This is a genomic window from Pyxidicoccus caerfyrddinensis (genome assembly GCF_010894405.1).
Taxonomy (GTDB): Bacteria; Myxococcota; Myxococcia; order Myxococcales; family Myxococcaceae; genus Myxococcus; species Myxococcus caerfyrddinensis.
Genome location: NZ_JAAIYA010000026.1, coordinates 60,078 through 80,621 on the forward strand (window position 1 = coordinate 60,078; position 20,544 = coordinate 80,621).

19 protein-coding genes are annotated in these 20,544 nt (G+C 70.3%); 8 read left to right on the top strand and 11 right to left on the bottom strand.

All coding sequences use genetic code 11. From position 1 onward, the window contains the following. Positions 1-38: 38 nt before the first annotated feature. The gene (locus G4D86_RS41855; RefSeq protein WP_164000089.1) at positions 39-1,172 is read left to right on the top strand and encodes a mannosyltransferase family protein; all 1,134 of its coding nucleotides are present in this window, start codon (positions 39-41) and stop codon (positions 1,170-1,172) included. Further along, positions 1,169-1,837 (top strand): class I SAM-dependent methyltransferase, encoded by a 669-nt coding sequence (locus tag G4D86_RS41860; protein ID WP_164000091.1) that lies wholly within the window; start codon positions 1,169-1,171, stop codon positions 1,835-1,837. The genes G4D86_RS41855 and G4D86_RS41860 overlap by 4 nt, the downstream gene beginning before the upstream one ends. Before the next feature lie 11 nt (positions 1,838-1,848). Here the strand turns inward: G4D86_RS41860 and G4D86_RS41865 are convergent, their stop codons facing one another. Together G4D86_RS41865 and G4D86_RS41870 are read right to left on the bottom strand one after the other, a co-directional pair. Further along, entirely contained in the window at positions 1,849-2,697 is an 849-nt protein-coding gene (locus G4D86_RS41865) for a carbohydrate deacetylase (protein ID WP_164000093.1), read from the bottom strand. Positions 2,698-2,709: 12 nt separating this feature from the next. Continuing rightward, positions 2,710-3,504: a glycosyltransferase family 2 protein gene (locus G4D86_RS41870; RefSeq protein ID WP_164000095.1), complete on the bottom strand. Its 795-nt coding sequence runs from the start codon at positions 3,502-3,504 to the stop codon at positions 2,710-2,712. Positions 3,505-3,637: 133 nt separating this feature from the next. Between G4D86_RS41870 and G4D86_RS41875 the strand changes: the two genes are divergently transcribed. The 3 genes from G4D86_RS41875 to G4D86_RS41885 all read left to right on the top strand — a co-directional run bounded on the left by G4D86_RS41875 (position 3,638) and on the right by G4D86_RS41885 (position 7,791). Beyond that, the gene (locus tag G4D86_RS41875) at positions 3,638-4,570 is read left to right on the top strand and encodes a diguanylate cyclase (RefSeq protein ID WP_164000097.1); all 933 of its coding nucleotides are present in this window, start codon (positions 3,638-3,640) and stop codon (positions 4,568-4,570) included. Positions 4,571-4,753: 183 nt separating this feature from the next. After that, entirely contained in the window at positions 4,754-6,337 is a 1,584-nt protein-coding gene (locus tag G4D86_RS41880) for a response regulator (protein WP_164000099.1), read from the top strand. Next, a complete protein-coding gene (locus tag G4D86_RS41885) occupies positions 6,334-7,791 on the top strand; it encodes a sigma-54-dependent transcriptional regulator (RefSeq protein ID WP_164000101.1) in 1,458 nt (485 codons plus the stop codon). Before G4D86_RS41880 ends, G4D86_RS41885 begins: the two co-directional genes overlap by 4 nt. A gap of 1 nt (position 7,792) precedes the next feature. Here G4D86_RS41885 and G4D86_RS41890 read toward each other — a convergent pair whose 3' ends face one another. Further along, on the bottom strand, positions 7,793-9,130 hold the full coding sequence (locus G4D86_RS41890; protein WP_164000103.1) for a replication-associated recombination protein A: 1,338 nt from the start codon (positions 9,128-9,130) through the stop codon (positions 7,793-7,795). A 114-nt stretch (positions 9,131-9,244) separates the two neighbouring features. On the opposite strand from G4D86_RS41890, the gene G4D86_RS41895 reads away from it, so the two are divergent. Further along, positions 9,245-10,090: an NAD(+)/NADH kinase gene (locus G4D86_RS41895; protein ID WP_164000104.1), complete on the top strand. Its 846-nt coding sequence runs from the start codon at positions 9,245-9,247 to the stop codon at positions 10,088-10,090. A 6-nt stretch (positions 10,091-10,096) separates the two neighbouring features. Next, complete coding sequence (locus G4D86_RS41900) at positions 10,097-10,870, top strand: YdcF family protein (RefSeq protein WP_164000106.1); 774 nt, start codon at positions 10,097-10,099, stop codon at positions 10,868-10,870. 27 nt (positions 10,871-10,897) lie between these two features. Here the strand turns inward: G4D86_RS41900 and G4D86_RS41905 are convergent, their stop codons facing one another. Next, positions 10,898-12,517, bottom strand: a complete 1,620-nt coding sequence (locus G4D86_RS41905) for a bifunctional metallophosphatase/5'-nucleotidase (RefSeq protein WP_164000109.1) — start codon at positions 12,515-12,517, stop codon at positions 10,898-10,900. A gap of 238 nt (positions 12,518-12,755) precedes the next feature. Here G4D86_RS41905 and G4D86_RS41910 point away from each other — a divergent pair, with 238 nt between their 5' ends. Then, the gene (locus G4D86_RS41910) at positions 12,756-14,699 is read left to right on the top strand and encodes an alpha-amylase family glycosyl hydrolase (protein WP_164000111.1); all 1,944 of its coding nucleotides are present in this window, start codon (positions 12,756-12,758) and stop codon (positions 14,697-14,699) included. 59 nt (positions 14,700-14,758) lie between these two features. Here the strand turns inward: G4D86_RS41910 and G4D86_RS41915 are convergent, their stop codons facing one another. The 7 genes from G4D86_RS41915 to G4D86_RS41945 form a co-directional block, all read right to left on the bottom strand. After that, positions 14,759-15,505, bottom strand: a complete 747-nt coding sequence (locus tag G4D86_RS41915) for an MBL fold metallo-hydrolase (protein WP_164000113.1) — start codon at positions 15,503-15,505, stop codon at positions 14,759-14,761. After that, entirely contained in the window at positions 15,502-15,999 is a 498-nt protein-coding gene (gene coaD / locus G4D86_RS41920; protein WP_164000115.1) for a pantetheine-phosphate adenylyltransferase, read from the bottom strand. Before coaD ends, G4D86_RS41915 begins: the two co-directional genes overlap by 4 nt. Continuing rightward, complete coding sequence (locus G4D86_RS41925) at positions 15,996-17,210, bottom strand: MFS transporter (RefSeq protein ID WP_164000116.1); 1,215 nt, start codon at positions 17,208-17,210, stop codon at positions 15,996-15,998. The genes coaD and G4D86_RS41925 overlap by 4 nt, the downstream gene beginning before the upstream one ends. Beyond that, complete coding sequence (locus G4D86_RS41930) at positions 17,207-17,815, bottom strand: TetR/AcrR family transcriptional regulator (RefSeq protein WP_164000118.1); 609 nt, start codon at positions 17,813-17,815, stop codon at positions 17,207-17,209. The genes G4D86_RS41925 and G4D86_RS41930 overlap by 4 nt, the downstream gene beginning before the upstream one ends. 127 nt (positions 17,816-17,942) lie before the next feature. Beyond that, positions 17,943-18,788, bottom strand: a complete 846-nt coding sequence (locus G4D86_RS41935; RefSeq protein WP_164000119.1) for an alpha/beta fold hydrolase — start codon at positions 18,786-18,788, stop codon at positions 17,943-17,945. A 136-nt stretch (positions 18,789-18,924) separates the two neighbouring features. Beyond that, positions 18,925-19,479: an adenine phosphoribosyltransferase gene (locus G4D86_RS41940; protein WP_164000122.1), complete on the bottom strand. Its 555-nt coding sequence runs from the start codon at positions 19,477-19,479 to the stop codon at positions 18,925-18,927. Further along, positions 19,476-20,462 (bottom strand): 2-hydroxyacid dehydrogenase, encoded by a 987-nt coding sequence (locus G4D86_RS41945; protein WP_164000123.1) that lies wholly within the window; start codon positions 20,460-20,462, stop codon positions 19,476-19,478. Before G4D86_RS41945 ends, G4D86_RS41940 begins: the two co-directional genes overlap by 4 nt. Between the last annotated feature and the right edge of the window lie 82 nt (positions 20,463-20,544).

Genomic DNA, 20,544 nt, shown 5'->3' on the forward strand with positions numbered 1-20,544 from the left:
TGACCGGGGCCGCGTTCTGGACCAAGCCTGCCGGCCGCATGGTCCGCTCCGCGTCCCGCACCATCCTCCTCGTCACCCTCGTCGCCGTGGTGCTGTGCGGCGCCGCCGCCGGGCTCGGGGCTCATCGCTACTTCCACAAGAACAAGCAGAACCCCGTCGTTCGCGTGGACGAGTACGTCACCATGGGCTGGGTGGCGTGGGACTCGAGCTGGTACATGCGGATTGCCCAGGAGGGCTACGAGTTCACCCCGGGCCAGCAGAGCTCGGTGGCCTTCTTCCCGCTCTACCCGCTGGTCATCCGCGCCGTGCAGACGCTCGGGCCGGACGTGTACCAGTCCGGCGTCCTCATCACCCTGCTGTGCGGCCCGCTGGCGCTGCTGCTCTTCACCCAATGGGCGCGCGGCCTCACGGACGAGGCCACCGCGCTGCGGGCCGGCCTGCTGATGGCCTGCTACCCGTTCGCCTTCTATTTCTACGGCGCCATGTACTCGGACGCGCTGTTCGTCCTGCTGGTGATTACCGCCTTCCTGCTGCTGGAGCGTGGGCACTTGCTGCCGGCGGTGCTGGTGGCGGCGGTGGCCACGGCGGCGCGGCCGGTGGCGCCCGCGGTGGTGGTGGGCCTGCTGGTGCGCCGGCTGGAGTGGAAGCACGCGCGCGGTGAAAAGTGGACCGCGGTGGACTTCCTGCCGGTGCTCGCGGGGCTGGGCTTCGGTGGCTACATGCTCTTTCTCTGGCACAAGTTCGGAGACCCCTTCGCCTTCGTGAAGGTGCAGGGCGCTGCCGGGTGGGACCAGCAGCCCGGCTGGCACTCGTGGCTGAAGGTGAGCTGGTTCGAGCGCGTCATCCTCCATCCCACGGACAAGCGCGAGGCGTTCCGCCTGGCCGCGCATGCCTTCTTCACACTGCTCGCGCTGGCGCTGGTGTGGCCCACGCGGAAGCTCTTGGGGTGGGGTTACGCCGTCTACGTGCTGGCGATTGTGGGACTGCCCGCGTGGTCCACGAAGGACTTCATGGGTATGGGGCGATATCTCCTGTCCTCGTTCCCCGTGTTCCTCACCGCCGCGATGCTGCTGCGCCAGCGACCGAGGCTGCTGCGGGGCGCGCTCACGGTGGGCGCAATCTCCGTGGTCGTTCTCTCGTGGGCCTTTGGCGCCGATTATTACATCTCATGAGCGCACTCCTCGAGCAGGCCCTCGCCCTCTACGCCGCGCTGCCCGCCGCCGAGCGCTTCCACGTCCATGCTCGCGCAGCTTCCGCGCCGCTGCTGGCCGTGGCCTCGCGGACGCCTTCCGGCACCGTGGCGGACATCGGCTGTGGACATGGGCTGCTGTCCGCGCTGCTGGCGCTGGCGGACCCGCGCCGCACCGTGCGGGGCGTGGACCCGGACCCGCGCAAGGTGGCGTGGGCGCGGCGGGCGCTCGCGGGGCTGCCCAACGTGAAGCTCGCGGAAGGCACCGTGGAGGAGACGTTCGCCACCGAGACGGCGGGTGACTTCGATGCGGCGGTGGTTTGCGACGTGCTGTACCTCCTGCCCGAGGCGAAGTGGCCTGACTTCCTCCGCACCGTGCACGGGCTGCTCAAGCCCGGCGGGCGCTTCCTGCTGAAGGAGGTGGAGGGCGACGGCTCCTGGAAGCACCGCAAGGCGCTCCTGCAGGAGTGGGTGATGGTGTCGCTGCTCGGGCGCACGAAGGCCAGCGGCGGCATGGCGCTCAAGCCGCGCGCGGAGATGACCCGGTTGCTGAAGGACGCGGGCTTCGGCGTGCTCGAGGTGGTGGACCTGGGCCGCGGCTACACCACGCCGCACGTGCTCTACGTCGCGGAGGCCTGGCTGCCGTAGGGGAGGGGAGACTACGCGGCCGATGCGAGGCTGCCGTAGGTGTGCAGCTCGATGCCGCGCTCGCGCAGCACGGCCTTCACTCGCGGGCTCGTGAGCGCGTCCAGCTCCGCCTGCCAGCCGTAGCGCCATGCCGGGTCCTCCGGCACATGCGGCGCGCCTTCACCGGGGTGGCAGCCAAGCTCGAAGTCACCCGCCGGCAGCGCATCCAGCGCGTCCAGCAGCGCGCGCTCATCCAGCCGGCCCGCCTCGAACACGCCGCCCGCGCTCACCCGGCGCACGCCCGGCGTGCTCCACGGTGGCAGCCGCGCCAGCGCCGCCAGCACCGTCGCCTTGAGCGCGGGCCCCGGGGCGCGCAGCCACCGCGTTCTCGGCAGCGCATCCGGCCACCGCAGCGGCAGCCCCTCGCGCGCGGCCAGCGCCTCCACCACGCCGCGCACGCCGGGCAGCAGGTGCAGGTGCTGGTGCCCATCCAGGTGGTCCACCGCCACGCCCAGCTCCCGCGCGCGCTTCAGCTGCGCGGCCAGCTCCACCTCCACCTCTTCACGTCGCACGGCTCCGGCGAGCCACGCCTTCGCGAAGTCCGCCCAGCTCCCGCGCAGCCGCCCGCCCGGCGCCACCGAGGGCACCGCATGCACGGGCGCCGCCGGAGCCAGCCGGGTGGATAGCGCCAGATGCAGGCCCACCGCCAGCCCCTGCTCGCGGGCGCGCCCGGCGGCCTCGGGCGCCGTGGGGCCCATGGCCAGCAGGGTGGCGCTGGTGACGATGCCTTCGCGGTGCGCCCGGAGGATGCCCGCGTCCAGCGAGGGGTGCAGCCCCAGGTCGTCCGCGTTCACCACCAGGCGCGTGAGGGAGCGCGCCACGTTGCGAAGCCCTCAGCCCCGCGCCGCGCGGCCCGGGGGCGGCACCGCGTGGAGCTGCTGCACCGACGGAGGCAGCCGCACCGGCTGGACCGGAGGCTGCGGCGAGCGCGTCTGCGGGTACAGCCGCACCAGCTCCTTCACCATCTTCACGATGACCGAAGGCGAGGCCAGCGTGGAGATGCCGCGCGTGCGCGGGAAGTAGTCCACGCCCATCTGGAACACGCGGAAGCCCTTGCGGATGGCCTTCACCACCAGCTCCGCGTCGATGAACGAGCCCTGGCTGTGCAGCTCCATGGACTCCAGCACCCGCCGGTGCATCACCTTGAAGCTGAAGTTGACGTCCTTGATCTGGATGTCGAACAGCGCGCGGATGAGCAGGTTGTAGACGAACGAGTAGACGATGCGCTTGGGGCCCTCGCTCGTGCGGTCGAACCGGAAGGCGCAGATCATGTCCGCCTCCAGGTAGTTCATCAGGTGCAGCGAGCGCTCCAGCTCCCGCATGTCCCACGGCAGGTCCACATCCGAGTAGACGACGATGTCCTTCGTCGACGCCGCCAGCCCCGTGCGCATCGCCCCGCCCAGCTTGAGATTCACCGGGTGGTGGATGACCCTCAACTGCGGCACCTTCTGCGCCAGCGCCTCGCAGATTTCGCGCGTCCGGTCCGTGGAGGCGTCGTTGACGATGATGATTTCGAAGTCGTCCGTCAGCTGGGGGAGTACGTCCAGGGCGCGACTTACGGCGCGCTCGACGTAGTCCTCCTCGTTCCACGCGGGAAAGAAGAGGCTGATACTGGGGTACTTGCCCACGGAGGACCTCGACGGAGAAGCGTGCGGGAGTGAACGCGCTCGGTACCAGAGCACTTCCCCCAAATCAACGAGAGGGGGTCGCACCCCGGACTACCGTCGTGATACCGTATGAGCATCAATTTGCGGGGACACTGTGAACTCCAGGCCCTACACCCTGCTCGTGGTGGATGACTCGCAGTCAACGCTGCCCCGGCTGGCCCGCGCCCTGGGGCCGGAGGACTTCGCGCTCCGGCTGACACCGCATGGGCCGGACGTACCGCGGCTGGCCCGGGGCACGGCCCTGGTGGTGCTCTGCCCGGGCGAGGACGCCGCGGGGCTGCTCCCGCTCCTGGACCGGTTGATTCCTCCGGAAGGCGGGCCGGCGACGCCCGTCCTGGTGCTGGCCCCCCCGGAGCCTCGCACCCTCTGGCTGGAGGCGCTCCGCAGGGGCGCCGAGGTCGTTCTTGACCCATGGGACGCCGAGGAACTGGTCGCTCGGGTGCACCGGTGCCTGTCCACGCAGGCCCGGATGGAGGCGCTCGCCTCGCAGGTCGGCGAGCTGCAGCGGCTGTCGTCGACGGACGGCCTCACGGGCGTCCACAACCACCGGCATTTCCAGGAGCGGCTGCGCGAGGAGTTCCGCCGCGCCCAGCGCTACGACGACGCGCTGTCGCTCATCCTCCTGGACCTGGACCACTTCAAGAACGTGAATGACCAGTTCGGCCACACGGCCGGAGACGGGGTGCTGCGCGAGGTGGCCGCGGCGCTCCAGCGCGGCGTGCGCGAGACGGACCTGGTGGCCCGCTACGGAGGGGAGGAGTTCGCGGTGCTGCTGCCTCGCACCCACCTCACCGGGGCCCTCACCGTGGCGGAGCGCGTGCGCCGCGAGTTGTGCGCCCTGCGCCTGGGCACCGAGGGCACCTTGCGCGTGACGGCCTCGCTCGGCGTCTCCACCTTCCCCCACCGCTCCGTCCTCTCCCCGGAGCAGCTCCTCCTCACCGCCGACGAGGCCCTCTACCGGGCCAAGCACGAGGGGAGAGATCGCATCTGCCTGCACGCCCAGCTCCCCCCGTCTCCGCCCCCCTAGTTGCTCGGCGGCTGACCCCGGGTCAAAGACTCTGGGTAGTTATTGACCCGTTTGATGGGGGAGGGTCTACTCTGACTCACGCACTCTTGGGTAACGAGAGAGTTAAATCTCGTGATTCCAGGAGTTTACCGCGCAACGGCCTCTGGCAGGGCCATTGCAATTGTCGTGAGGCAGAAAGAATCCATGGGTCCTCAAGCCGCACAGCTCTCGAAGCAGGACGCAGCGCCCCGGGGGCGGCTGCTGCTGGTGGATGACGAGGAGAACATCCTCAAGTCCATTCGCCGGGTGCTGCGCCGGGGGGACTGGGACATCGAGACGGCGACGGACGCGGAGCAGGGGCTGCGGACGCTGGAGCAGTTCCGCCCCGAGGTCGTCATCTCCGACTTCCGCATGCCGGGGATGAACGGGGTGGAGTTCCTCACCCAGGTGAAGCAGCAGGAGCCGCGCACCCAGCGCATCATGCTGACGGGCCAGGCGGACCAGCAGGCGATTGAAGAGGCCATCAACCGCTCCGAAATCTTCCGCTTCATCTCCAAGCCGTGGAACGACAGCCACCTGGTGCTGACGGTGAAGAGCGCCTTCGAGCAGTACGCGCTCCAGACGGAGAACGAGCGGCTGCACCAGATGACGCAGGCGCAGAACGCCGAGCTCAAGCTGCTCAACGCGGACCTGGAGGAGCGCGTCGCCCAGCGCACGCGCATGCTCAGCCAGGCCAAGCGTGAGTGGGAGCTGTCCTTCGACTGCATGGAGACGCCGCTGTGCGTGGTGCGCTCGCGCGACTTCGCCGTGCGCCGCGCCAACCTCGCGTACGCCCGCGTCGCCGGCCGCTCGATTGAAGAGATTCCCTCCGACACCGCCTGCTACCGCTACCTCTTCGGCCGCAACGAGCCGTGCACGGGCTGCCCGCTGCCGGCGGCGGTGGAGAGCGGCAAGGGCGCGCGCGGCGAGGTGCAGCAGTCCGGCCGCACCTACGTCGTCTCCGCGTACCCGATGGCGGGCGACGACCGGGTGGTGTGCACGTACCGGGACGTCACCGAGGAGCAGTCGATTACGCGCCGCCTCATCGAGACGGAGAAGATGGCCGCGGTGGGCCAGCTCGCCGGCGGTGTGGCGCACGAAATCAACAACCCGCTGGGCGGCATCCTCGCCTTCGCGCAGCTCATGTCCCGCGACGCGGGCCGCACCGCTCCGGACCTCGAGTCCCTCAAGCTGATTGAAGAGAGCGCGCTGCGCTGCAAGCGGATTGTGGAGAGCCTGCTCAAGTTCAGCCGCCACAGCCGCGTGGAGGACCGGCGGCTGTTCGACTTGTCCAAGTGCGTGGAGGACGCGGCGGTGCTCTTCCGCGCGCAGCTCAAGTCGACGCCCCGGGTGGAGCTGTCGCTGGGGCTGACGGAGGGGCTGCCCAAGGTGTACGGCGACCCCGGCCAGCTCGCGCAGGTGGTGCTCAACCTGCTGCAGAACGGCCTCCATGCGTTGCTGCCCACGCCCGAAGGCCGGCTGTCCCTGGTGACGGGCCGCGAGGGGGACCGCTGCTTCTTCGCCGTGGCCGACACCGGCTGCGGCATCGAAGAGCGCCACCTGCCGCGCATCTTCGAGCCCTCCTTCACGACCAAGGCTCCCGGTGAAGGCACCGGCCTGGGTCTCTCCATTGCCTACCGCATCGTCCAGGACCACGGGGGCAGCTTCCACGTGGACACCCAGGTCGGCGACGGCTCCCGCTTCACCGTCTTCCTGCCCATCCCCCTGCAGCTCGAGAGGTTGCCGTGATTCCAGTCAAGCGCGCCAAAGTCCTCGTCGTTGATGATGACTCGGTCGTCCTCAAGGCCGTGACGCAGATTCTCCAGCGCGAGGGCCACCCGGTGGTGGCCATTGACGACGCGGTGGAGGGCCTGACGGCGGCCAAGGACCCGTCCATCGACGTGGTCGTCCTCGACATCAAGATGCCCAACCTGTCCGGCATGGACCTGCTCCGCGGAATCAAGGCGGACCGCCCGGACGTGGAGGTCATCATGATGACGGCCTTCGCCACCGTGGAGACGGCGGTGGAGGCGGTGAAGGCGGGCGCGTACGACTACCTCACCAAGCCCTTCGAGAACATCGACGAGGTGAGCCTCACCGTGGCCAAGGCGGCCGAGCGCAAGGCGCTCAAGGACCGCACCCGCGCGCTGGAGGAGGCCCTCACCGCGCGCAGCCAGTTCGAGGACCTCATCGGCCAGTCCACGCAGATGCGCTCCGTCTTCAAGCTGGTGGAGACGGTGAGCCACTCCACGGCCACCGTCCTCATCCAGGGCGAGAGCGGCACGGGCAAGGAATTGGTGGCGCGCGCCATCCACTACCGCAGCTCGCGCAAGGACAAGCCCTTCGTCGCCGTCAACTGCTCGGCGCTCACGGAGACGCTGCTGGAGAGCGAGCTGTTCGGCCACGTGAAGGGCAGCTTCACCGGCGCCACCGGCAACAAGAAGGGCCTCTTCGAGGCGGCCGACGGCGGCACCATCTTCCTGGACGAGATTGGCGACGTGCCCCCCGCCACCCAGGTGCGCCTGCTGCGCGTGCTGCAGGAGGGTGAGGTGAAGCGCGTGGGCGCCAACGAGCCCGTCAAGGTGGACGTGCGCGTCATCGCCGCCACCCACGTGGACCTGTCCCGCGCCAAGGAGCAGGGCAAGTTCCGCGAGGACCTCTTCTACCGCCTCAACGTCATCACCATCGACCTGCCGCCCCTGCGAGACCGCCCCGAGGACGTGCCGCTGCTCGCGCACCACTTCCTCAAGGTGTACGCCGGCAAGGCGGACAAGAAGGTGTCGGGCATCTCCCCGCGCGCCATGGAGGCCCTCACCTGCAACCGGTGGACGGGCAACGTGCGCGAGCTGGAGAACGTCATCGAGCGCGCGGTGGTGCTGACGGCCAACGACATCATCGACGTGGAGGATTTGCCGCCCGGGTTCCAGGCCGCGCCGCAGGCCGACTCGACGGTGGAGGTGTTCAGCCTGGCGCACCTGCCGTACGCCCAGGCCAAGCGCCTGGCGATGCGCGCCTTCGAGCGCCGCTACCTCTCCGCGCTGCTGGAGAAGAACAACCAGAACGTCTCCAGCGCCGCTCGCGCGGCGGGCGTGGACCGCTCCAACTTCCGCCGCCTGCTGAAGCAGTACGAGGTGGCCGGCCGCTCCATGAAGCCGCGCCAGCCCAAGGAGGACGAGGCCGAGGCGCTGGAAGTCGCTTCCTGAGTCAGCCTTCTTCACCCGGCTCGCGGGGCGGCTTTCGCTCCGCGAGCTGGCGTTGGATGGTGTCGTAGCGGTCCGCCAGCTCCGCCTCCTCGCCGTTCCGGGTGGGGGTGTAGAAGCGGCGGGCGCGCAGGGTCTCCGGCAGGTAGTCCTCGGGGACGTAGTTGCCCTCGAAGTTGTGGGGGTACTTGTAGCCGCCCCCGTACCCCAGTGACTTCATCAGCTTCGTGGGCGCGTTGCGCAGGTGCAGGGGCACCGGCAGCGCGCCCTCCGCCTTCACGGCCTCGCGCGCGGCCATGTACGCGGTAATCACCGTGTTCGCCTTGGGCGCCAGCGCCAGGTACGTCACGGCCTGCGTCATCGGCAGGGTGCCCTCGGGCAGGCCCATGAGCTGGAAGGCGTTCAGCGCGTCCACCGCCACGCCCAGCGCGCGCGGGTCCGCGTTGCCGATGTCCTCCGAGGCGAAGATGACCATGCGCCGGAGGATGAAGACCGGGTCCTCCCCCGCCTCCAGCATCCGCACCATCCAGTACAGCGCCGCGTCCACGTCGCTGCCGCGCATGGATTTGATGAAGGCGCTGATGACGTTGTAGTGCTCCTCGCCGCCCTTGTCGTAGAGCAGCATCTTCTGCTGCAGGGCCTCCTCCGCCGACCGCCGGTCCACGTGGGTGCCGCCGTGGGCCGCGGCCACCTCCAGCGCGGTGAGGGCCTTGCGCGCGTCGCCGCCGGCCGTGCTGGCGAGGAAGTCCAGCGCCTCGTCGTCCACCGTCACGCGCCCGCCCAGGCCGCGCTCGTCCGCCATGGCGCGTCGGAGCAGGGGAATGAGCTCGTCCTCCTCCAGCCCGCGCAGGGTGACGACGCGGCAGCGGGACAGGAGCGCGGCGTTGACCTCGAAGGAGGGGTTCTCCGTGGTGGCGCCGATGAGCGTCAGCGTGCCCTTCTCCACGTGGGGCAGCAGCGCGTCCTGCTGGGCCTTGTTGAAGCGGTGGATTTCGTCCACGAAGAGGAAGGTGCGCTTCCTGTGCAGCTTCCAGCGGTCCTGCGCGCGGGCCACCGTCTCGCGGATGTCCTTCACGCCGGAGAGGACGGCGGACACCGACTCGAAGGCGGCGCCGGTGGAGCGGGCGACGATTTGCGCCAGCGTCGTCTTGCCGGTGCCGGGCGGGCCCCAGAGGATGAGGCTGGGCACCTTGTCGGCTTCAATCGCGCGGCGCAGGAAGCGGCCCTCACCGGTGACGTGCTCCTGGCCCACGAACTCGGAGAGCGAGCGGGGGCGCATGCGCTCGGCCAGGGGCGCCTGGCTGGCCTGGTCCTTCTGGCCGGCATGTTCGAAGAGGTCCATGACGCCTGAAAATAGCGACCTGGAGGCCTACGTGCCGGGTCCTGTGTCGGCGGGCGGGCACCCCGGTATTTCGGGGGAGCGCCCGGACGCCCGGCTGGATTAGAACCCACACGCGTGCAGACCCTGGCAATCGTCGCGAAGAAGGACAAGCCCGAGGCGGCTGCGCTGGCGGCCCAAATCCGTGAGCGCTACCCGCAGCTGACCACCCTCGGGGACCGCGCCCTGTCGCATGTGCTGGGCTGGCCGCGGGTGGACGACCGGGAGCTGGCGGCCCGGGCGGACCTGGTGGTGGTGCTCGGCGGTGACGGCACCCTCATCTACGCGGCCCGGATGCTGGGCGGCCGTGGGGTGCCCATCCTCGGCGTCAACCTGGGCAGCCTCGGCTTCATGACGGAGGTGCCGGTGGAGGAGCTCTTCACCACCCTGGACGGGGTGCTGACGGGGCGCTTCCAGGTGGATTCGCGGATGAAGCTCACCTGCCGGCTCATCCGCAACGGGCGCACCCTCATCGAGGACGAAATCCTCAACGACGTGGTCATCAACAAGGGCGCGCTGGCGCGCATCGCGGACCACGAGACGTCCATCGATGGGGTGCCGATTACGACGTACAAGGCGGACGGCGTCATCCTCGCCACGCCCACCGGCTCCACGGCGTACTCGCTGTCCGCGGGGGGGCCCATCGTCCACCCGTCGGTGGACTGCACGGTGCTGTCGCCCATCTGCTCGCACGCGCTCACCCAGCGCTCCATCGTCGTGCCGGCGGACCGGGTCATCCGCGTCACGCTGCGCAGCGAGACGGCGGACACGTACCTCACGCTGGACGGACAGACGGGCCACGGGCTGCAGGGCGGAGACTGCATCGAGGTGGTGCGCTCGCCCAACCGCGTCAACCTGGTGCGCAACCCGAAGGTGGCCTACTTCTCCATCCTCCGGCAGAAGCTCCACTGGGGAGAGCGCTGAAGCGCCGTGTTCCTCTTCCTGTCGAAGGTGCTCGACATCTTCCTGGCGCCGCTGTCCTGGGCGCTGCTGTTCCTCCTGGCCGGGGCGCTGCTGCGCAAGCGGGTGCGGGCGGCGCGGCTGCTCACCGCGCTGGGGCTGGCGGTGCTCTACGCCTTCTCGACGGAGCCGGTGGCCTCGGCGCTGATGCGGGAGGCGGAGGCCGGCGCCGTGTCCACCTTCCGTCCCGACGTGACGTATGACGCCGTCATCGTCCTGGGCGGCGGGTTGGACCCCGTGGCCACCGAGCGTTCCGGCCGGCCCGAGTACAACGCCGCCCCCGAGCGCCTGCTGCGCGGCTTCGAGCTGTTGCGAGAGGGGAGGGCGCGAAGGGTGCTCCTCTCTGGAGGCTCGCTGGACCCGAGGCCCCAGGCGGTGGTGGAGGCGGACGTGCTGTCGAAGCAACTCCAGGCGTGGGGCATTCCCGCGGAGCGCATCTTCACCGAGAGCCGCAGCCGCAACACGCGGGAGAACGCGGTGGGGTCCGAGCGCATCATCCGCGAGCAGGGGTGGAAGACGCTGCTCCTGGTGACGAGCGCCGCGCACATGCCCCGCGCGGCCGGCTGCTTCGCCGCGGTGGGCCTGCGTCCGGACACGCTGCCCGTGGACATCCGCACGTCGTCCACGCCCCTGCGGCGGATGAGCTGGCTGCCTCGCGCGGGCAACCTCAACCAGAGCACGGACGCGCTGCGAGAGCTGGCGGGGCGCGTCGTCTACGAGCGGCGCGGGTGGGCGGTGAAGTAGAGGGCGGAGGCGCCGCGCCCCGGCTCGCTACTTGAGCGGCTGCGCCGGCTTGCGCGCGTCCTTCGTCAGCGTGCCGCCGCCGACGCGGGCAATCCGGCCATCTCCCTTCGCGCGCGGCGCGGGCTTGCCGGTGCGGAACGCCTCGGCCAGCACGTCCAGCGGGGTGCGCCCGTCCTTCAGCGCGGGGGTGGTGGGCTGGCCCTTCAGCATCTCGTAGCCGTCCTTGCCGCTGGCGAGAAAGCTCAGCGTGGCGAGCCGGTACGTTCCTTCCGCGTCCAGCGGCTTGCCGCCCACCTTCACGTCCACCACGCGGTCTCCCGCGGGGCGGGCAGGGTTGTACGTGAAGCGCAGGCCGGACACCTGCAGGAAGCGGCCGGGCTTCGCGTCTTCGCGGCTCAGGCTGACGCCGTTCTCCAGCGCCGCCTTCAGCGTGGCCCCCTTCACCTCCACCACGACCAGCGCGTCCTCGTACGGGAGGATGGCGTGCAATTCGCGCCGCGTCACCACGCCCGCCGGCAGCACCGAGTCCGCGCGCAGGGCGCCGCCATTCACCAGGGCCACGTCCGCGCCGGACGCCGCGCGGAAGGCATCCGCGACGAAGGAGCCCAGGTTGGTCTCCCGCGTGCGCACCTCCGAGGCGCGCGCCTCCAGCGCCACCGGCGTGCGGCCCACGCGCTCGGAGAGCCGGGCGAAGAGCGGCTCGTAGGCCTTCATCGCCGCGTTGAACTCCGCGTCCTCCGGCACCTTTCGCGTGACGGGCATCCGCTTCCACGTGGCCTTGCGCAGCACGCCCGTCGCCGCGTCCACGTCCAGCGTGAGCCGGCCCAATTCCACCGCGTCCGCGGGCACCTTGAAGATGGGCGTCCCGGTGGAGCGGTCCTCCGCGCCCACGTGGTCATGCCCGCCGAGGATGGCATCCACCTTCACGCACTTCGCGAGCGCCCGGTCCTGCTCCAGCGTCAGGTGCGTCAGCCCCACCACCACGCTGGCGCCCGCCTCGCGCAGCTTCGTCACCGCGGCCTGCGACGCCTCGCAGTAGTCCCCGAAGTTCGTGTCCGGCCCGGCCTTGGAGGACGTCTTCGTCTCCGTCACCACCACGCCGAACAGGCCCACCTTGATGCCGCCCACCTCGCGCACGTCGTACGCCTTCACGCCCGCGAAGAGGTTGCCCGTCTTCGCGTCCGTCACGTTGGCGCCCAGCCAGGTGAAGCGCGACTCCTGGATGCGCTCGCGCAGCGTCTCGTCGCCGAAGTCGAACTCGTGGTTGCCCAGCACCGCGTAGTCCAGGCCGAGCGCGTTCCACGCATCAATCATCTGCCGGCCCTTGAGCGCCTTGCCGTCCACCGTCAGCAGCGATTCCACGGACGGGGAGAGCGTGTCGCCGCCCAGCACCGTCAGCACGTCCGGCGTCTCCTTCAGCACCTGCTTGCGCAGCGTGGCCACCCGCGCCAGCCCGCCCCGGCGTCCCTCCTCCACCGGCTGCACCTGGTACACGTCCGCCAGGTGGAGCAGCGTCACCTTGCGCGAGGCCGGCGCGGACGGCGCGGACGGCTGTGCGCCCGAGGCACGGCCCGCGGCCAGCACCATGGCCAACGCGAGCGGCAGGAGCAGGGCCCCGCGTCGGGCCGGCGCTGTCGTCTTGGTCATCTCGTCTCCAGGGGGCGCCCCCGGGCGCCGCGCAGTCCGCCGGGAGTAGCGCAGTCGGCTTTCGAACGCGAGCGCCCACGCCTTCACCCCGCGTGCGAGACAAGCGCGGCGCGGTGACGATTCAGTGAAGATTGATGCGGTGCGGCATTGTAGAAAGTTACAGGAAAGCGACTTCCCGCATTTGCCGAGACTTCACGGCGATTGCTAGGACGCCCGGTAACCAAGGGAGGTCGTCATCATGCGGGACCGCATCAGGTGGAGTGCACTGCTACTGGCCGGCTTGCTGGGCTGTGGCGATTCGGCGCTCGAGACACAGCAGCGCTCCAGTCCGGAGACAGCGCAGGTCGTCCAGCAACTTGCCGCTTCGACGCGCCCCGGCATGGGCGCCTCCATCTACTACGTGAACAACGTGATTGCCGGCACCACGTTCCGGACCTGGGCACCCCTCGCGAAGCAGGTCTGGGTGAAGGGCGATTTCAGCAGCTGGGGCCTCATCGCGCTGAGCAAGGAGATCGACAACAACGGCATCTGGAACGGCAACTGGTCCGGTGACGTGACCGCTGGGAGGCCGGGTCAGAAGTACAAGTACGTCACGCGCAACCAGTGGGACGGCGACGCGGAGCACGCGGACCCGCGCTCGGCGTGGCAGGAGAACTCGTCCGGCGCGAGCATCATCTACAACCAGGGCGAGTACCAGTGGAAGGCGCAGCAGTTCGGCACCCCCGCCTTCAACCAGATGGTCATCTACGAGATGCACGTCGGTACGTTCTACGACTCGGTTGGTGGCGGCCCCGGCAACTGGACCAGCGCGATTGCGAAGCTCGACTACCTGAAGGACCTCGGCATCAACATGATCGAGGTCATGCCGGTGTTCGAGTTCGCCGGTGACTTCTCCTGGGGCTACAACGCGGCCTACCCCTTCGCGCCGGAGAGCGCGTACGGCTCCCCCAACGACATGAAGCGCTTCGTGGACGAGGCGCACTACCGCGGCATCGGCGTCATCTTCGACGTGGTGCACAACCACTACGGCCCCAGCGACCTGCCCATGTGGTGCTTCAGCGGCAACTGCCTCAACAACGGCGGCGAGTACTTCTACAACGACTGGCGCATGAACACGCCGTGGGGCAGCTCGCGTCCGGACTACGGCCGCCCCGAGGTCCGCGCGTACATCCGCGACTCGATGATGAGCCTGACGCATGCCTTCCAGGCCGACGGCCTGCGCTGGGACGCCACCAAGTTCATGCGCACCTCGGATGGCAACGACGCCAACTCCATTGGCGATGCGTGGCTCGTGTTCCGCTCCATCAACCGCGAAATCAACGCGGAGCAGCCGTGGAAGATCAGCATCGCCGAGGACTTCGGCGCGGGTAGCTCCATCACCAACGACGCCACGTCCGACACCTCGGGCGGCGGCGGCTTCGACGCGCAGTGGGCGGGCGAGTTCGTGCACCCGGTCCGCCAGGCCGTCATCGAGATGAACGACAGCAACCGCGACATGAACGCGGTGAAGAATGCCATCACCCAGGGCTTCAGCAACCGGCACACCGCGCGCATCATCTACACGGAGAGCCACGACGAGGTGGCCAACGGCCACGCCCGCGTGCCGGAGGAGATCTGGCCGGGCAACGCGGGCAGCTGGGCGGCGAAGAAGCGCTCCACGCTGGCGGCGGGCATCACCTTCACCTCGCCCGGCATCCCCCTCATGTTCCAGGGCCAGGAGATTCTGGAGGACGGCTACTTCTCCGATGGCGACCCGGTGGACTGGGACAAGCTCAAGCCCGAGAGGTTTGCGGGTATCCGGACGATGTACCGCGACCTCATCCGCCTGCGCCGCAACTGGTTCAACAACACCCGCGGCCTGCGTGGCGCCAACGTCAACGTCTACCACGTCAACAACGCCAGCAAGGTGATTGCCTACCACCGCTGGGAGAACGGTGGCCCGGGCGATGACGTGGTCATCGTCGCCAACTTCAGTGGGACGTACTTCGACAGCTACAACGTCGCCTTCCCGCGCGGTGGCCTCTGGTACGCGCGCTTCAACAGCGACTGGAACGGGTACTCGTCCGACTTCGGCAACACGGCGACGCTGGACACCAACGCCAACGGCGGCGGCAAGGAGGGCCTGCCCAGCAGCGGCAACATCAAGCTCGGGCCCTACTCGCTGGTCATCTTCTCGCAGTAACGCGTGAGGCAGTGAAGGGCGTCCCGCTCATGCTGGAGCGGGGCGCCCTTGCTTTTGCGTCACACGTGGTAGCGGCGGCCCTGCGCGAGCGGCTCGATGACGCTCGCGCCGGTGTCGAAGTCGTCCGGGTAGTGGATGAGCCGCATCCGGGCGCGCAAGTCGGAGGGCAGCGCCGCGAGCTTCTCGTAGGGCGTGTGCACGCCGTAGTTCGTCTCGTGAATCATCAGGTCCGCCTCCGAGAGCCAGTCGATGAGGCCCTCGTCGAAGGCGGTGTCCGCGCTGTAGCCCAGGCACCGGCCCCCCGCGTGGATGCGCAGCGCGGTGGTGGGCACATGGTGGTACGTCATTCGGCTCTCAATCAGGAACGGCCCGTGCCGCACAGTGGACTCGGTGGAGAGCGGCGTGTGCTCGTAGTAGTCCTCGAAGTGCTTGTCGTTGGGGGCCGCGCCGTGGCGCTCGATGAGGCACTCCATGCCGGCGGCGAGGTGGCCCTCCCAGAGGCGGTCCGCGACGGCGGGGTGGGCGAGCACCTCCAGCTTCTTCTTCAGCACGAAGAAGGAGAAGTAGCCCAGGCCCTCCAGGCCCGACGCGTGGTCCGCGTGCAGGTGGGTGAGGGCCACGGCGCTGACGCGGTCCGCGTCCAGGGCCACGCCGGAGGACTCGGAGGCCTCGCGCATCATCTTCCGGATGGGATGCGGGCAGTCCACGAGCAGCACCTGGCCTTCCGCCTCCACGGCGAGGCACGAGGAGTAGCGCAGGGCGGAGAAGGCGTCACCGACGCCGAGGGTGACGAAGGACAGGCTCATGGCTGGCTCCGGACAGAGGGTGCGAGGCGTTCTCTCAGCTTGGCCGCGACGGCGGGCGGGCAGAAGGCGGAAACGTCCTCGCCGCGCGCGACGCGCTCCTTCAGTCCGCTGCTGCTCACCTCGGCGAGGTGCGCCTCGGCGGGAAGGAAGAGGGTGGACAGCTCCGGCGCGAGGGCGCGGTTGTTCTGCGCCAGCTCCGTCTCGAACTGGGCGTCGGTGGCGCCGCGCACGCCGCGCAGGAGCACGCTGGCGCCAATCTCTCGCGCGAAGTCCACGATGAGGCCTTCGGTGCGCGCCACGGTGACGTTGGGGTGCAGCCTCACCGCCTCGCGCACGAGGGCCATGCGCTCATCGGCGGACAGGAGGGAGTGCTTGTTGGGATTGACGGCCACCACGACGACGACATGGCCGAAGAGGCGCGCGGCCTGGCGGACGACGGACAGGTGCCCGGCGGTGACGGGGTCGAAGCTGCCGGCGTAGACGGCGATGGTCATGACGACACCTCGGGAGCCGCCCCGGACGACACCGCCGGGGGCGGATGGAAGCGGAGGGCGGCGTAGAGCGTGCCGGCGACGCACAGGGCGGCGGACAGGGCGAAGTGCGTGGAGTAGCCGAGCGCGGCGGCGCTGAAGCCACTCGCCGCGGCCGCGGCGCCGGTGGCCAGCACCACCAGCGAGGCCTGCACGGTGTAGTCCGTGGCGGCGTGCTCGGGACGGCAGGCGTCCATCATCGCGGTGAAGACGGCGGCGGTGGCCATGCCGCTCGCCACGTGCTCCACCGCGCAGACGGCCGTGAGCAGGGAGAGGGACGCGGGGCCGCGCGCGACGAGGGCATACAGCAGCACCGCGCCGGCCTGGGTGGCGCCGAAGAGCAGCAGCGCGCGACGCCGGCCCAGCCGCACCACGAGGCCGCCGCCGAGGAGCGCGCCCAACAGCCCCGCGGTGAAGCCCACGCCGCCGAGCATCCAGCCGATGTCCGTGAGCGTCAGCCCCGAGTCCACGAGGAAGGTGCGCAGCATGCCCGTGGCCAGGGCCTCGCCCGCCTTGTAGACGACGAGCAGCGACAGCCACGCCGCCGCGCCCGGCCGCCGCAGCCACCACGACAGGCCCAGGCTCTGCGCGGGTGGAGGCTCGGAGGGGGGCTCGCGGTAGAGGGCGATGGGCACCGTGGCGGCGAGCAGCAGGCCGCCCAGCGCGAGGAACGTGGGGCGCCAGCCCACCGCGTCGAAGACGGCGAGCATCAGCCCGCCGCCGAGAATCATTCCCACGCGGTAGGCAGCCACCTGCACGCCGTTGCCCCAGCCGCGCTCGGCGGGCGCGAGCAGGTCCACCGCGAGCCCGTCCGTGGCCACGTCCTGCGTGGCGGCCAGGAGGTTGACGCCCAGCACCGCGGCCATCAGCACGGACGTGTCCAGGCCCGCCGAGGGTAGCGCGAGCGACAGGAGCAGCGCCGCGGACAGACACTGCAAGGGGAGGATGTAGCCGCGCCGCCGTCCCCACCGCGCCGAGCCGTGGCGGTCCATGGGCGGCGCCCAGAGGAACTTGAGCGCCCAGGGAAGGGCGAGCAGGTGGGCCAGTCCGATGGCGGGCAGCGACAGGCCCTGCTTGCGCAGCAGCACCGGCAGGGCCTGGGTGAAGAAGCCGAACGGCAGGCCCTGCGAGAGGTAGAGGCTGGAGAGCAGCCCCAGCTTCGTCGAGGTCTTCATGCGTCCTCCCGGGCTTCCACCGTGTCCAGCAGTCCCGCGGCCATGCGCTTCACGGTGCCCGCCGCGGAGCCTGGAGGCACCAGGGCCGGGGCGCTCGCGGAGAGCACGAAGTAGCCCTGCACCGCGGCGAAGAGGCCCGCGGCGATGGTGCGCGCCCTGCGCTTCCCAGTCACCGCGGCGACGAGGGACTCCAGCTGCCCCAGGTCCTCGCCGACCACCTTGTCGTAGGCGGCGCGGACTTCGGGCTGGCGGATGGCCTCCGCGCTGATGGTGACCCAGCTCGCCACGGCGGAAGGCGCCGAGTCCCCGCCCGTGGCGAGGAAGGCGTCGATGAAGGCATCCACCTTCGCTCGCGCGTCGTCGCCCTTCACCCGCGCCAGCCGCGTCGTCACCCGGATGCGGGCGCGCGACGCGAGCTGCTCCACCAGCGTGAGCAGAATCTCCTGCTTGTCACTGAAGTGGTAGTGCACGAGCCCCGGGCTCAGCCCCGCCGCCTTCGCGATTTCTCCCACGGAGGCGCGCTCGTAGCCGCGCTCCGCCATGACCTTCAGCAGCCCGTCGACAATCTGCTGGCGGCGCTCTTCGGTGTTGGAGGGACGGGGCATGGCGGCTTTGTTTATTGGTTGTGTGACCAACTTATAAACAGGGGCCATGAAAACGTCAACCCGACGGCCTGGAGCAGGGCCGTCGGGTGGTCAGGTGGGCGGCGAGGTGGGCCGCCTGGAATGGGCTTCACGAGGGTGCGGCGCCCGGGATGTCGAGGGCGGTGTTGATGTACATCTGCTGCGCGGAGACGAGCGCCTCGATTCCCACGGCCACGAGGTCGGGCACCTCGAGCATGGGGAAGTGGCTGACGGCGGGCAGCTTCATCACGTGGAACCACGGGTGCTGCGCGCCGAAGGCCACCTGGGCCTCGAGGTAGTCGTGCGAGTCCGGCTGCGAGTACAGGTGCAGCGTCGGAGTGGATGGGCTCAGTCCGGAGAGGGCCCGCAGCGGCGAGCCCTCGCGGGCGTACGCGGAGGCAATCTCCCGCGCGGCGCGGGCCCACATGTCCTCGCCGAAGCCGCCCATGACCTCGCGGGCGTAGCGGATGATGTTCGGGTCCTCCACGCCGTCCAGCCACATGTCCAGAAGCCCGTCGCGAGTGCGCATCCACCGCTCGGACATCAGCCCCCGGAGGGCCTCGGTGAAGGCGAGGGGTGGCTCGGTGACAATCCAGTCCAGCAGCACCAGCTTCGGGATGCGCTCGGCGCCCAGCTCGCGGCGCAATTCCAGCGCCCACCAGCCCGCGTGGGACAGGGCCACGGGCACCACCTGGCGCGCGCCGCTGGCCTCCACCACCGCGAGCAGGTCGTCGAGCACGGTGGCGCTGTCGAAGTCGGTGCCGCCGCCCCCGGACTGCCCATGGCCCCGCAGGTCCACGGAGAGCACCCGGCGCCGCGCGGCGCAGCGGGGCAGCACGTCCCGGAAGGCGTCCCGGGTCGTGTTCCAGCCCGGGATGAAGAGCAGCGCGGGTTCTCCCCGGCCCACGTCGTCGTAGTGGATGCGAGCGTCGCCGCTGGTGCGCACCTCGGGCATGGTCGTCCCCTCCGTGGAACGTGGCTCCTCCAGAGGTGCTCAGGCCCGGCCCGCGCGGCAGCAGGCGGGCAGGGGAGGGCGCGGACGCCTGAAGTGCCCGAAGGGCTCCGGTGTCCTCCGGTGCACTCCGGTTTCCTCAGAACGACAAGAGCGACGTCACCTTGTCGGGACCGAGCCGCTTCACCCCGTCGAGGAACGCGAGGTGGATGAGGAAGCTGAAGCCCACCAGCTCACCGCCGAGCTTGTGGACGAGCCGCGCGGTGGCCTCCGCCGTGCCGCCGGTGGCGAGCACGTCGTCCACCACGAGCACGCGCTCTCCCTTGTGGAGGGCGTCCTCGTGCATCTCCAGCCCGTCGGCGCCGTACTCCAGCGAGTACTTCTCCACGACGGAGCGGTAGGGCAGCTTGCCCGGCTTGCGCGCGGGGACGAAGCCCGCGTGGAGCGCGAGGGCGATGGGCGCGCCCAGCAGGAAGCCACGGGCCTCCACCCCCACCACCTTGGTGATGTGCTGCCCGCGAAAGGGGGCGGCCATCGCGTTGATGACGCGGCCGAAGAGGCGCGGGTCCGCCAGCACGGGGGTGATGTCCTTGAAGACGATGCCCGGCTTGGGGAAGTTCGGCACGTCGCGCAGCATGGCGCTCACGTCGGCGACGAGGGTGGTGTCGGTCAGGCTGGTGGCGGGCAGGTTCATGGGAAGAGCTCCGGATTGACGCAGTGAGGAGGCCGCCGTCCCTCGAGCGCGGCCAGCAGGTTGTCCACCGCCATGGAGGCCATGCGGCCCCGGGTGGCGTGGGAGGCGCTGGCGATGTGCGGCGCCAGCAGCACGTTGGGCAAGGTCATCAGCGGGCTGTCCGTGGGGAGCGGCTCCGGGTCCATGACGTCCAGCGCGGCGCCGCCCAGCCGTCCAGCCCGCAGCGCCTCGATGAGCGCCTCCTGGTCCACCACGCCGCCGCGCGCGGTGTTGACGAGCAGCGCCCCCGGCTTCATCGCCGCCAGCTCCGCGCGCCCCAGCCAGTGCCGCGTCTCGGGCGACAGCGGGATGTGCAGGCTCACCACGTCCGACTCCGCCAGCAGCGTGGCCTTGTCCACGCGCCGCGCGCCCAATTCCGCTTCCAGCTCGGGCCTCGGGTGGCGGCCCACGTACAGCACGCGCATGCCGAAGCCGCGCGCCCGCCGCGCCACCGCCGCGCCGATGGCGCCCAGGCCGACGATGCCCAGCGTGGCCCCGTGGATGTCGGTGCCCAGCAGCAGGGTAGGGCTCCACGTCCGCCACTTTCCCGCGCGGACGAAGGCGTCCGCCTCCGCCACCCGGCGCGCCAGCCCCATCAGCAGGGCGAAGGCGAAGTCCGCGGTGGTGTCAGTCAGCACACCAGGAGTGTGACCCACTGGAATCCGCCGTGCGGTACAGGCCGGCACGTCGATGTTGTCGTAGCCCACGGCCACGTTGCTCACCGCCCGCAGGCCCGGAGCGGCGGCGAGCAGGCGGGCGTCCACCCGGTCTGTCAGCAGGGTGACAAGCCCCTCGGCGAGCGCCGCCTCGGCCAGCAGCGCGTCACGGGAGGGTGGCAGTTCCTCCTCCCAGACGCGCAGCTCCACGTGCCTGCCCAGTCGGCCGAGGGCCTCTCCAGGGAGCTGGCGGGTTACGAAGACGCGGGGGCGGACGGTCCGGGCCATGGCGCGGGTTGATGCTCTCACAGCCTGATGCCAGCGGGCGGGTTCCGCTGGCGGACGCATCGTTTTTTCCCGTGAGCGTGAG